This window comes from Hydrogenophaga sp. R2, from assembly GCF_049843595.1.
Classification (GTDB): domain Bacteria; phylum Pseudomonadota; class Gammaproteobacteria; order Burkholderiales; family Burkholderiaceae_C; genus Hydrogenophaga.
In genome coordinates, this window is the sequence record NZ_JBBHZN010000001.1 from 600,675 (window position 1) to 612,679 (window position 12,005).

The window sequence follows — 12,005 nt, forward strand, 5'->3', positions numbered from 1 at the left end:
AAATCTGGTCCGGTCGCCCGGTGATCAGCCGGCCATGCCCTGGTGCTTGAGCAGGGCGTCGATCTGCGGTTCGCGGCCCCGGAAGGCCTTGAACGATTCGATGGCCGGGCGGCTGCCACCGGCCTCCAGCACCGCCTCACGGTACCGGCGCCCGGTCTCGGCGTCCACCGTGCCGCGACCGCTGCGGGCAGCCGCTTCCTCGAAGGCGGCATAGGCGTCGGCCGACAGCACCTCGGCCCATTTGTAGCTGTAGTACCCGGCTGAATAGCCGCCGGCAAAGATGTGGCTGAAGGTGTGCGGCGTGCGGCTGTAGGCCGGGGCCTGCATCACGGCCACCTCGGCCCGCACCTGGTTCAGCAGCGCCATGACCGCATCGCCGCTGGCCGGCGGGGTGGTCTGGCTGTGCAGCAGCATGTCGAACAGGGCGAACTCGACCTGGCGCAGAGTCTGAAGACCGCTCTGGTAGTTCTTGGCAGCGAGCATCTTGTCGAACAGATCGCGGGGCAGTGATGCACCGGTATCGACATGGGCGGTCATGTGCTTGAGCACATCCCACTCCCAGCAGAAGTTCTCCATGAACTGGCTCGGCAGCTCCACCGCATCCCATTCCACGCCGCTGATGCCCGAGACATCGCGTTCGTTGACCTGGGTGAGCATGTGGTGCAGGCCGTGGCCGAATTCGTGGAAGAGGGTGATGACGTCGTCGTGCGTGAGCAGGGCCGGCTTGCCGCCCACGCCCTCGGCAAAGTTGCACACCAGGTGGGCCACCGGGGTCTGCAGGGTGCCGGTGTCCGGGCGCAGCCAGCGGGCCCGCACATCGTCCATCCAGGCGCCACCGCGCTTGCCGGTGCGGGCGCCGGGGTCCAGGTAGAACTGGCCCACCAGCTGGCCCTGGCGCTCGATGCGGAAGAACGAAACCCCCGGGTGCCACACCGGCGCGGAGTCGGGGCGGATGGCCACTTCGAACAGCGTCTCGACGATCTGGAACAGGCCGGCCAGCACCTTGGGCGCGGTGAAGTAGGTCTTGACCTCCTGCTCGCTGAAGGCGTAGCGGGCTTCCTTCAGGCGCTCGCCAATGAAGGGCCAGTCCCAGGGCTGCGGATCGCTGATGCCCAGATGGTCCCGGGCGAAGGCCCGCAGGTCGGCCAGGTCCTGTTCGGCGTAGGGGCGGGCGCGGCGGGCCAGGTCGCGCAGGAAATCGATCACCTGCTCGGGCGAGCGGGCCATCTTGGGCACCAGCGACACGTCGGCGAAGTGGCGGTGGCCCAGCAGGGTGGCTTCCTCCTGGCGCAGGGCCAGGAGCTCGGTCATGACGGCGGTGTTGTCGAAGCGGGCGGCATCGCCCTGGGCCTGGTCGCTGGCGCGGGTGACGTAGGCGCGGTAGAGCTGCTCGCGCACCTCGCTGCGGCGGGCGAACTGCATCACCGGCAGGTACACCGGCATCTTCAGCGTGAGCTTGTGGCCGTCACGGCCGTCGGCCTGGGCGGCAGCAGCGGTGGCCTGCAGCACGTCGTCGGGCACGCCGTCCAGGTCGGCGGTGGGCAGGTAGAGGGCGAAGGCGTCGGTGGCGTCCAGGGCGTTTTCGCTGAACTTCTGGGCCAGTTCGGCCTGGCGTTCCTGGATGGCGGCAAAACGGGCCTTGGCCTCGCCCTGCAGTTCGGCGCCGCCCAGCACGAAGCCCTGCAGCGCGTTGTGGCGGGCACGGACCTGCTCGGGGGTGAGGCGGGCCGGGTCCATGGCCTTGTACTTGGCATACAGGCGCTCGTCCGATCCGAGCCGGGTGCCGAACTCGGTGACCCTGGGCAGACTGTCGTTGTAGGCGGCGCGCAGGGCCGGGGTGTCGGCCACGCTGTTGAGGTGGCTCACGGCGCCCCAGGCGCTGTACAGGCGCTCGGTGGCCACGTCCAGGGTGGCGGCCATGGCCTTCCAGTCGGCCGGGAAGTCGGGGGCTGTGACCTGTTCCAGGGCGGCGTCGGCCCGGGCCAGCAGCACATCCATGGCCGGGGCCACGTGCTCCGGCCGGATGGCGTCGAACAGCGGCAGGCCCGATGCGTCGAGCAGCGGGTTGTCGGTAGCGAGGGGGACAGTGCGATCGTTCATGGACTCTCAGATGGGCTGGGGGGCGTCAAGTTCAAGCGACCTCACCGGGTCGTCACCCCTGGGTCTTCTTGACGCTCTTCTTGCGGACCTTGGCCCGCTTGATCTGGCCGCCGGGGGTCAGGCGCTGGTTGCCCAGCACCCGCACCACCTTGACCTCGGGCCGCTGGCCGCCGCGCTTGCTGAATTTCAGCACCTTCACGTCTTTCGGGCCGGGCATGCGGTCTTCGTCGACCGCCCGGGCTTTCTCCGGCACGGGGCGCCAGAGCACCAGCAGCTTGCCGATGTGCTGGATGGGCGCGGCGTCGAGCTCGTCGGCCAGCGTGGCCAGCATGGCCTCGCGGGCGGCACGGTCATCGTTGAGCACCCGGATCTTGATGAGGCCGTGGGCCTTGAGGGCGGCGTCGGTTTCCTTGCGGACGGCGGCGGTCAGGCCGTCGTTGCCGATGTGGACCACGGGGTCGAGGTGATGGGCGTCCGACCGGTGGGCCTTGCGCTGCGCGGGGGTGAGCTGGATCTGGGGCATGGGACAATTATCGTTTACCACGCCGCCGCGCGATCCCCATGGGCATCAAAGTCAAAACCCAGAGCAAGAAGGTCAACAAGGCCTGGCTGAACCAGCACGTCAACGACCCCTACGTCAAGCTGGCCGGCAAGGAAGGCTACCGCGCCCGAGCCGCCTACAAGCTCAAGGAGATCGACGAGCAGTTCGGCCTCATCCGGCCCGGGCAGGTGGTGGTGGACCTGGGCAGTGCACCCGGCGCCTGGAGCCAGTACCTGCGCCGCCGGCTCAGCCCCAACGGGGCGGCGGTGGGCGAACTGCAGGGCACCATCGTGGCGCTGGACATGCTGCCCATGGAGGCGGTGGAGGGCGTGCACTTCATCCAGGGCGATTTCCGCGAGGCCGAGGTGCTGCAGGCCCTGGAGGGCGCCCTGTCCGAGCGCGGCGTGAACAAGGTGGATGTGGTGGTGTCCGACATGGCGCCCAACCTGTCGGGCATCGGCGACACCGACGCGGCCCGCATTGCCGACCTGATCGAACTGGCGGTCGATTTTTCGCGCCAGTGGCTGCGGCCCGAGGGGGCGCTGGTGGTCAAGCTGTTCCACGGGGGCGCCTACGAGCCCATGGTGGCCCTGTTCCGCCAGACCTTCCGGGTGGTCAAGCCGGTCAAGCCCAAGGCCAGCCGGGACAAATCGTCGGAAACCTTTCTGGTGGGCATCGGTCTGAAAGCCGTCTGAGCCGCCTGACCAGAAAAAAACCTAACCCCATGATTGACAAAGCCTCAGGGTCGGTGGCAGGCACGCAGCCTTGAAACACCTAGAATGAGTCCCAAATGTGATACCCGGGCTTTCCGGCCCAACAGGAGCTGCCTTTGAACAACCAGTGGTTCTCGAAAATCGCCGTGTGGATGGTCATCGCCATGGTGCTTTTCACCGTCTTCAAGCAGTTCGACAGCCGCAGCACCGCAGGCGCGGGCTACATGGGCTACTCCGAATTCCTTGACGAGGTGAAGGCCCAGCGCATCAAGAGCGCGACCATCCAGGAAGGCAACGGCGGCACCGAGATCGTCGCCATCACCCAGGATGACCGTCGTGTGCGCACCACGGCCACCTACCTCGACCGGGGCCTGGTGGGCGACCTGATCAACAACAATGTCAAGTTCGACGTGCGTCCGCGCGAAGAAGGCTCGCTGCTCATGACCCTGCTGGTGAGCTGGGGTCCGATGCTGCTGCTGATCGGCGTGTGGATCTACTTCATGCGCCAGATGCAGGGCGGCGGCAAGGGCGGGGCCTTCAGCTTCGGCAAGAGCAAGGCCCGCATGCTGGACGAGAACAACAACACCGTGACCTTTGCCGACGTGGCCGGCTGTGACGAAGCCAAGGAAGAGGTCAAGGAGGTCGTCGACTTCCTGAAAGATCCGCAGAAGTTCCAGAAGCTGGGCGGCCGCATTCCGCGCGGCCTGCTGCTGGTCGGCCCCCCGGGCACCGGCAAGACCCTGCTGGCCAAGGGCATCGCCGGTGAAGCCAAGGTGCCGTTCTTCAGCATCTCGGGCTCCGACTTTGTCGAGATGTTCGTCGGCGTGGGCGCGGCCCGTGTGCGCGACATGTTCGAGAACGCCAAGAAGAACGCGCCCTGCATCATCTTCATCGACGAGATCGACGCGGTGGGCCGCCAGCGTGGCGCCGGCCTGGGCGGCGGCAACGACGAGCGCGAGCAGACCCTCAACCAGATGCTGGTCGAGATGGACGGCTTCGAGACCAACCTGGGCGTGATCGTGGTGGCCGCCACCAACCGCCCCGACATCCTGGATGCCGCCCTGCTGCGCCCGGGCCGTTTCGACCGCCAGGTCTATGTGACCCTGCCGGACATCCGGGGTCGCGAGCAGATCCTCAACGTGCACATGCGCAAGGTGCCCCTGGGCACCGACGTGAACGCCTCCATCATTGCCCGGGGCACGCCCGGCATGAGTGGTGCCGACCTGGCCAACCTCTGCAACGAAGCCGCCCTGATGGCCGCCCGCCGCAACGCCCGCGTGGTGGAGATGCAGGACTTCGAGAAGGCCAAGGACAAGATCTTCATGGGCCCCGAGCGCAAGAGCATGGTCATGCCCGAGGAAGAGCGCCGCAACACCGCCTACCACGAGGCCGGCCACGCCCTCATCGGCAAGCTGCTGCCCAAGTGCGATCCGGTGCACAAGGTCACCATCATCCCGCGCGGCCGTGCGCTGGGCGTGACCATGAGCCTGCCGTCCCAGGACCGCTACAGCTACGACAAGGAATACATGCTGAACCAGATCAGCATGCTGTTCGGTGGCCGCATCGCCGAAGAAGTGTTCATGAACCAGATGACCACCGGCGCCAGCAACGACTTCGAGCGCGCCACCACCATCGCCCGCGACATGGTCATGCGCTACGGCATGACCGACGCCCTGGGCCCCATGGTGTACGCCGAGAACGAAGGCGAGGTGTTCCTGGGCCGTTCGGTCACCAAGACCACCAACATGAGCGAGCAGACCATGCAGAAGGTGGATGCCGAGGTGCGCCGCATCATCGACACCCAGTACAAGCTGGCCCGCGACCTCATCGAGGAACACGCCGACAAGATGCACGCCATGGCCAAGGCCCTGCTGGAGTGGGAAACCATCGACGCCGAGCAGATCGACGACATCATGGCCGGCAAGCCGCCCCGTCCGCCCAAGGACTGGACGCCGCGCAACCCCTCGGTGGGTGGCGGCGACGGCGGCACCCCGGCGGTGTCCACCGATCCTTCGCCTTCGGCGGCCTGACCGACCTGCCGGCACACGACAACGGGGCTTCGGCCCCGTTTTCTTTTTCTCCTTGCCACGCCCATGAACCGCTGGATCACCGCCCGCTTCGACATAGACCTCTCCGCCCCCCGCGTGATGGGCATCGTCAATGTCACCCCCGATTCGTTCTCGGACGGCGGCCGCCACGCCGGTACCGCTGCGGCACTGGCCCACTGCGAGCAGCTGCTGGCCCAGGGCGCCGACATCCTGGACATCGGCGGCGAATCCACCCGGCCCGGCAGCCCGGCCGTGCCGCTGGACGAGGAGCTGGCCCGGGTGCTGCCGGTGGTGCAGGGGGCGGTGAAGCTGGGTGTGCCGGTGTCGGTGGACACCTACAAGCCCGAGGTGATGCGCGCGGTGCTGGACGCCGGGGCCGACATCGTCAACGACATCTGGGCGCTGCGCCGCGGCGACGCCCTGCAGGTGGTGGCCGCGCACCCGCGTGCCGGCGCGTGCCTGATGCACATGCACCGCGATCCGCAGACCATGCAGACCGCGCCCATGGAGGGCGATGTGGTGCCGGCGGTGGCCGACTTCCTGCAGGAACGGGCGACCGCGCTCACCGCGCTGGGCGTGGCCCGCGAGCGCATCGTGCTGGATCCCGGGGTGGGCTTCGGCAAGACGGTGGCGCAGAACTTCAGCCTCATCGAGGGGCAGCGGCCGCTGCTGGACGCCGGCTTTGCGGTGCTGGCGGGCTGGTCGCGCAAATCGTCGCTGGGCGCGGTCACCGGGCAGGAGGTGCCGGCCGACCGGGTCGCTGCCAGCGTGGCGGCGGCGGTGCTGGCGGTGGACCGGGGCGCCCGGGTGGTGCGGGTGCACGATGTGCGCGCCACGGTCGATGCCTTGCGGGTGTGGCAGGCCGCGATAATGCGCGGTTGACCCCAGAACAACGAGGAGATACGCCCATGGCACGCACCTATTTCGGTACCGACGGCATTCGCGGCACGGTGGGACAGGCCCCGATCACGCCCGATTTCGTGCTGCGGCTGGCCCATGCGGTGGGCCGCGTGCTGCGCCGCACCGAAAAACACCCCACGGTGCTCATCGGCAAGGACACCCGCATCTCCGGCTACATGCTGGAGGCCGCGCTGGAGTCCGGCTTCAACTCCGCCGGTGTGGACGTGGTGCTGCTCGGGCCGGTGCCCACGCCGGCCGTGGCCTACCTGACCCGGGCGCAACGCGCCAGCCTGGGCGTGGTGATCTCGGCCAGCCACAACCCGTTTGCCGACAACGGCATCAAGTTCTTCAGCGCCCAGGGCACCAAGCTGCCCGACGCCTGGGAGCTGGACGTGGAAGCCGCGCTGCAGGAGCCCCCGGTGTGGGTGGCCGCGGCCGAGCTGGGCAAGTCGCGCCGGCTGGACGATGCCGCCGGCCGATACATCGAGTTCTGCAAGAGCACGGTGCCCAACAGCCTGAGCCTCAAGGGCTTGAAGATCGTGGTCGATGGCGCCCACGGCGCGGCCTATCACATCGCACCCGCGGTGTTCCATGAACTCGGGGCCGAGGTGGTGAAGATCGGCTGCAGCCCGGACGGCCTGAACATCAACGCCGGGGTGGGTGCCACCCACCCCGAGGCCATGGTGGCGGCGGTGCGGGCCCACAACGCCGATTACGGCGTGGCCCTGGACGGCGATGCCGACCGGCTGCAGATGGTGGACCGGGAGGGGCGCCTGTTCAATGGCGACGAACTGCTCTACCTGATGACCGCCGACCGCATCGCCCGCGACGAGGACGTGCCCGGCGTGGTGGGCACGCTCATGACCAACATGGCGGTGGAGGTGGCGCTGAAGGCGCGTGACGTGAAGTTCGTGCGGGCCAAGGTCGGCGACCGCTACGTGCTGGAAGAGCTGGAGCGTCAGGGCTGGATCCTGGGCGGTGAAGGCTCGGGCCACCTGCTGGTGCTGGACCGCCACACCACCGGCGACGGCCTGGTGTCGGCCCTGCAGGTGCTGCACGCCTGCGTGGACAGCGGCCGCACCATGGCCGAGCTGCTGAGCGACGTGACGCTGTTCCCCCAGACCCTGATCAATGTGCGGCTGCAGCCCGGCCAGGACTGGAAGACCAGCCAGCGCCTGAAGGACGAGACCGCCGCCGTGGAGGCCGAGCTGGGCGATGCCGGCCGTGTGCTGATCCGCGCCAGCGGCACCGAGCCGCTGCTGCGGGTGATGGTGGAGGCGCGCGACGCCACCCAGGCCCGCACCTGTGCCGAACGCCTGGTGGCGGCGGTGCAGTCCGGGGCCTGAACCATGGCCGGATGCACCGTGCGGCTGGCGGATTACGCCAGCGCATCCGACGCCCGCGCCGTGGTCGATCTGCTGGATGCCTATGCCCGCGACCCGGCGGGCGGCGGCGAACCGCTGAGCGCCTACGCCCGCAAGCACCTGGTGGCCGAACTGGCCGCCCGCCCGCAGGCCTTCAGCATCCTGGCCTTCGACGGCGACCAGGCGGTGGGCCTGGTCAATGGCATCGAGGGCTTCTCCACCTTCCAGTGCAAGCCCCTGGTGAACGTGCACGACGTGGCCGTGCTGGCCAGCCACCGGGGCCGGGGCGTGGCCCGACAGATGCTGCTCAAGGCCGAGGACGTGGCCCGCGAACGCGGGGCGGTGAAGATGACGCTGGAGGTGCTCTCCGGCAACGCCTCGGCGCTGGCACTGTACCGGCGCCTGGGCTACGCCGGCTACCAGCTGGACCCGACCATGGGCACGGCCGGCTTCATGCAGAAGTGGCTGGCGCCCGGTCAGTAAAGCAGGAAGGGGCGGCGGGTTTCCAGCCACGCCGCCTCGTCACGGCCGGCAGCGGCATCCAGCACATCGGGTGAGGCGGTCACATCGTCCACCCACTCGCGCAGCAGCGGGCCGCCGTTGATGAGGTCGATGGCCAGGCGGTCGTGCTCGTACTCGTAGGCAAAGTCGCGCCACAGCGGGTAGTCCGGCTTCTGCAGGCGGATGGCCCGGAAGGCCAGGGCCTGCAGGCGCCAGGGGCGGAAGGCGGCATGGTCGTAGTGGGTCGGGTCTTCCACATGGATCTGCACACCGGCGCACAGCTGGCCCACGTGCTTGTGGAAGGTGGGCTCGAACCAGCAGGCGCGCAGCACGCAACCCTGCAGCCAGTGCGGGGCAATGCGGCGCATGTCGGCCAGCAGGCGGTGGGTGTCGATGTCGGGTGCGCCGAACAGCTCCAGCGGCCGCGTGGTGCCGCGCCCTTCGCTCAGCGTGGTGCCTTCCAGCATGACAGTGCCGGCGTAGGCCCGCGCCATCGACAGATTGGGCGCGTTGGGGCTGGGGTTGACCCAGCTGCGCTCGCCCAGCGGCCAGCCGAAGCCGGGGCCGGCATCCGGCTGCCAGCCGGTCATGGCGATCACACGGTAGTCCAGCTTCAGGCCCAGCTGGGCGATGAACCAGTGGCCCAGCTCGCCCATGGTCATGCCGTGCCGCATGGGCATGGGGCCGGCGCCCACAAAGCTCTCCCAGCCCGGCTGCAGCAGTTTGCCCTCCACCGGCCGGCCGGCGGGGTTGGGCCGGTCCAGCACCCACACCGCCTTGCCGTGCTGCGCCGCCGCCTCCAGCACATAACGCAGGGTGGTGATGAAGGTGTAGATGCGGCAGCCCAGGTCCTGCAGATCGACCAGCAGCACATCGAAGCTGTCCATCATGGCGTCGGTGGGGCGGCGCACCTCGCCGTACAGGCTGAACACCGGGATGCCCAGGCGCGGGTCGGTGAAATCGGGCGACTCGACCATGTTGTCCTGCTTGTCGCCGCGCAGCCCGTGCTGCGGGCCGAAGGCCGCGCTCAGGCGGATGTCGGGCAGGGCGGCCAGGGCGTCCAGGCTGTGGGTCAGGTCGCGCAGCACCGAGGCGGGGTGTGCCAGCAGTGCCACGCGCCGGCCGCGCAAAGGCTCGCGCAGGGCGGGTTCGTCGATCAGGCGTTCGATGCCGAAGCGCAGGGGAGCAGGGGACATGGGGTCGGTGTTCATTCGGCCGGCCAGTGCAGCACATGGCCGGCGGGGTGGTGGAAGTCGGGGCGGTCCGCCGGGTGGTGCAGCGCCCAGTAGCTCAGGTGGCCGCCGGTGGTCTCGATCACGGCGCTCAGGCCGATGCGCCAGCCGATGCCGTCGTCGTCGGCCTGCGCGGCCTGCGGCAGCTCGATGCGCGCCGTGAGCTGCATCCCGTCGATCAGGCGCTGCACCTGCAGCAGCGGCGGGGCTGCGGCGGTGGCGTGGTCGTCGCGTTCCCGCTCGGCCCGGAAGCGGTAGCAGGCCCATTGGCCGGACGGTGCGAGATTGAACTCGGTGTAGGCCGGCGAGCCATCGTCGCGGCGCACGAAGGCCTCGAAACAGGTGTGTTGCCACAGGCCGTCGGCCGGACCGGCCGGTCGGGGCTCCGGCCAGACGATGGCCGCCGGATCGGCCTGCAGCCGCCACACCAGCACCAGCTCCGAGGTGCTGCGCTGCAGACCGACCCGCAACGTCAGCGGCACCGGGCACGGGCTGGCGGGATGGCAGTGCAGGTCAAGCGGCGTCATGCCCGCCATTCTGGCAGCAGCGCCACAGTGCCCTGGCTTCGCGGGTGGTCCTGGCGTCACATGAAAGTCATGTGACTGCCACGAGAAGGTCACGCAGCGCCCGCAGACTGCAGCGCATGCCCCAGACCACGAATCCCGCCGAGGAGCACGCCATGAAGGAACTGCCCACCCCCACGCTCGACCTGTCGCCAGCCGCCTGGCCCCGGGGGTCGCTTCATCCCCGCCCGCTGGCAGCGGCTGCGGGCGAAGTGGCCGGCATCGAGGTGGCCTGGGCGCGGCATCTGGACGAGGTTCGTGAAGCGCAGCGCCTGAGGTACCAGGTGTTCGCCCAGGAAATGGGCGCCCGCCTGCCGGCCAGCGTGCCGGGCCACGACATCGACCTGTTCGACGACTACTGCGAACACCTGCTGGTGCGCGATGCCGCCAGCCGCGCCGTCATCGGCACCTACCGCGTGCTCACCCCGGCCCAGGCGCGCCGCGTGGGCAGCACCTACAGCGACACCGAATTCGACCTCACCCGCCTGCGCGGCGTGCGCGAGCGCATGGTGGAGCTGGGCCGCAGCTGCGTGCATGCCGACCACCGCCACGGTGGCGTGATCATGGCCCTGTGGGGCGCGCTGGCCGGCTTCATGGTGAACAACCGGCTGGACATGATGATCGGCTGCGCCAGCATCCCCATGCACCACGAAGGCCCGCACGGCCGGGTGGGCGGGGGCCATGCGGCCGCCAGCATCTGGCGCCAGGTCAGCCAGACGCATCTGGCCCCGATCGATTTCCATGTGCGTCCGCGCCTGCCGCTGCCGGTGGAGCAGCTCGACGACACCCTGGTGGTGGAGCCGCCGGCGCTCATCAAGGGTTATCTGCGCCTGGGCGCCAAGGTGCTGGGTCCGCCGGCCTGGGATCCCGATTTCAACGCCGCCGACCTGCCCATGTTCATGCGGATCGCCGACCTGCCATCCCGCTACCGGCGGCACTTCCTGGGAAGCTGAGGCCTTGCGCATCCTCATCGTCACCGACATCTGGCAGACCCACGACCACGGCGTGGGTCACCTGCTGGTGGAGCTCACCCGCGAGCTGCAGCAGATCGGCCATGCGGTGACGGTGGTGCAGCCCGGCGCCTTTGCCTGCCTGCCGCTGGGCAACGGCGCGCCGCGCTGGGTGGCCTGGCCCGGTGAACGCCTGCGCCGCCTGATGGACGAAGCCCGGCCGGACGCGGTGCACATCGCCACCCAGGGCCCGCTGGGCTGGGCCGCCCGGCGCCATTGCCTGCGCCGGCGCTGGCCGTTCTCCAGTGCCTGCCACAGCGATGTGGCCGCCTGGCTGGTCGCACGCGGTGTCATGCCGCTGCGCTGGGCCGATGCGCTGCTGCAGCGGTTTCACCGACCCAGCAGCGCGGTGCTGGTGAGCAGCCCGGCGCTGCTGAACCGGCTGCAGTCGCTGGGCTGGGAACGCCTGCACGACGCGTCCCCCGGTGTCGACACGCGCCTGTTCCGGCTGGCCGATCCGCCGCTGGCCGACCGCGCGCTCGGGCCGCTGGCCCGCCCGGTCAGTCTGTACGTCGGCCCCATCAGCCACGAGCGTGACGTGGAGGCCTTCCTCGAACTCGACGTGCCCGGCAGCAAGCTGGTGTGCGGTGATGGCCCCCAGGCCCGCACCCTGCGCCAGCGCCACCCCAATGTGCACTGGCTGGGCGTGTTGCCCCGGCACGACCTGGCCCGCGTCTACCAGGCCGCCGATGTGCTGGTCTACCCGGGCCGACAGGACGGGGCCGGGCGCGTGGTGCTGGAGGCCATGGCCTGCGGCACGCCGGTGGCGGCCCGCCCGGTCGATGGACCGCTGCAGCGGGTGGCCGACCAGGGCGGGGCACTGGACGACGATCTTCTGGTGGCCTGGCATGCGGCACTGCGCCAGCCGCGCCACCAGGTGCATGCCCACGCGCAGTCGTTTGCCTGGTCGCGTGCGGCCGGCGAGTTCGTGGCGCGGCTGCCGACCATACCGGCGCACCGCCGCAGCCGCCACGTGCAGCCCACCCTCCCCAGCATGGTCTCCCGGTGAAATAATGAATCCGACAACCCCGGC

11 protein-coding genes are annotated in these 12,005 nt (G+C 69.5%); 7 read left to right on the forward strand and 4 right to left on the reverse strand.

Annotation, left to right across the window (positions count from 1 at the left end; all coding sequences use genetic code 11):
• Positions 1 to 24: 24 nt before the first annotated feature.
• Positions 25 to 2,100 (reverse strand): M3 family metallopeptidase, encoded by a 2,076-nt coding sequence (locus WD026_RS02940; protein ID WP_425722159.1) that lies wholly within the window; start codon positions 2,098 to 2,100, stop codon positions 25 to 27.
• Between the two features lie 52 nt (positions 2,101 to 2,152).
• Positions 2,153 to 2,623 (reverse strand): YhbY family RNA-binding protein, encoded by a 471-nt coding sequence (locus tag WD026_RS02945; protein WP_425722160.1) that lies wholly within the window; start codon positions 2,621 to 2,623, stop codon positions 2,153 to 2,155.
• A 44-nt stretch (positions 2,624 to 2,667) separates the two neighbouring features.
• On the opposite strand from WD026_RS02945, the gene WD026_RS02950 reads away from it, so the two are divergent.
• The 5 genes from WD026_RS02950 (at position 2,668) to WD026_RS02970 (ending at position 8,149) form a co-directional block, all read left to right on the forward strand.
• Positions 2,668 to 3,336: an RlmE family RNA methyltransferase gene (locus WD026_RS02950; protein ID WP_425723190.1), complete on the forward strand. Its 669-nt coding sequence runs from the start codon at positions 2,668 to 2,670 to the stop codon at positions 3,334 to 3,336.
• A gap of 134 nt (positions 3,337 to 3,470) precedes the next feature.
• A complete protein-coding gene (gene ftsH / locus WD026_RS02955; RefSeq protein WP_425722161.1) occupies positions 3,471 to 5,384 on the forward strand; it encodes an ATP-dependent zinc metalloprotease FtsH in 1,914 nt (637 codons plus the stop codon).
• Positions 5,385 to 5,447: 63 nt separating this feature from the next.
• The gene (gene folP / locus WD026_RS02960; RefSeq protein ID WP_425722162.1) at positions 5,448 to 6,284 is read left to right on the forward strand and encodes a dihydropteroate synthase; all 837 of its coding nucleotides are present in this window, start codon (positions 5,448 to 5,450) and stop codon (positions 6,282 to 6,284) included.
• A gap of 26 nt (positions 6,285 to 6,310) precedes the next feature.
• Positions 6,311 to 7,648 carry a phosphoglucosamine mutase gene (glmM, locus tag WD026_RS02965; protein ID WP_425722163.1) on the forward strand — a complete coding sequence of 446 codons (1,338 nt, stop codon included), beginning with the start codon at positions 6,311 to 6,313 and terminating at the stop codon, positions 7,646 to 7,648.
• A gap of 3 nt (positions 7,649 to 7,651) precedes the next feature.
• The gene (locus tag WD026_RS02970) at positions 7,652 to 8,149 is read left to right on the forward strand and encodes a GNAT family N-acetyltransferase (protein ID WP_425722164.1); all 498 of its coding nucleotides are present in this window, start codon (positions 7,652 to 7,654) and stop codon (positions 8,147 to 8,149) included.
• Here WD026_RS02970 and WD026_RS02975 read toward each other — a convergent pair.
• Together WD026_RS02975 and WD026_RS02980 are read right to left on the reverse strand one after the other, a co-directional pair.
• Entirely contained in the window at positions 8,143 to 9,363 is a 1,221-nt protein-coding gene (locus WD026_RS02975; protein WP_425722165.1) for an exo-beta-N-acetylmuramidase NamZ family protein, read from the reverse strand. The two genes, WD026_RS02970 and WD026_RS02975, sit on opposite strands and share 7 nt — an antisense overlap.
• Positions 9,364 to 9,374: 11 nt before the next feature.
• Positions 9,375 to 9,926 (reverse strand): DOMON-like domain-containing protein, encoded by a 552-nt coding sequence (locus WD026_RS02980; protein WP_425722166.1) that lies wholly within the window; start codon positions 9,924 to 9,926, stop codon positions 9,375 to 9,377.
• 152 nt (positions 9,927 to 10,078) lie between these two features.
• Between WD026_RS02980 and WD026_RS02985 the strand changes: the two genes are divergently transcribed.
• Together WD026_RS02985 and WD026_RS02990 are read left to right on the forward strand one after the other, a co-directional pair.
• Entirely contained in the window at positions 10,079 to 10,915 is an 837-nt protein-coding gene (locus tag WD026_RS02985) for a GNAT family N-acetyltransferase (protein WP_425723191.1), read from the forward strand.
• Positions 10,916 to 10,919: 4 nt separating this feature from the next.
• The gene (locus tag WD026_RS02990; protein ID WP_425722167.1) at positions 10,920 to 11,981 is read left to right on the forward strand and encodes a glycosyltransferase; all 1,062 of its coding nucleotides are present in this window, start codon (positions 10,920 to 10,922) and stop codon (positions 11,979 to 11,981) included.
• Positions 11,982 to 12,005 lie beyond the last annotated feature (24 nt).

Coding starts and splice junctions, on each gene's coding strand:
- WD026_RS02940 (WP_425722159.1), bottom strand. CDS start 2,100: ATGAACGATCGCACTGTCCCCCTCGCTACCGACAACCCGCTGCTCGAC.
- WD026_RS02945 (WP_425722160.1), bottom strand. CDS start 2,623: ATGCCCCAGATCCAGCTCACCCCCGCGCAGCGCAAGGCCCACCGGTCG.
- folP (WP_425722162.1), top strand. CDS start 5,448: ATGAACCGCTGGATCACCGCCCGCTTCGACATAGACCTCTCCGCCCCC.
- glmM (WP_425722163.1), top strand. CDS start 6,311: ATGGCACGCACCTATTTCGGTACCGACGGCATTCGCGGCACGGTGGGA.
- WD026_RS02970 (WP_425722164.1), top strand. CDS start 7,652: ATGGCCGGATGCACCGTGCGGCTGGCGGATTACGCCAGCGCATCCGAC.
- WD026_RS02975 (WP_425722165.1), bottom strand. CDS start 9,363: ATGTCCCCTGCTCCCCTGCGCTTCGGCATCGAACGCCTGATCGACGAA.
- WD026_RS02980 (WP_425722166.1), bottom strand. CDS start 9,926: ATGACGCCGCTTGACCTGCACTGCCATCCCGCCAGCCCGTGCCCGGTG.
- WD026_RS02985 (WP_425723191.1), top strand. CDS start 10,079: ATGAAGGAACTGCCCACCCCCACGCTCGACCTGTCGCCAGCCGCCTGG.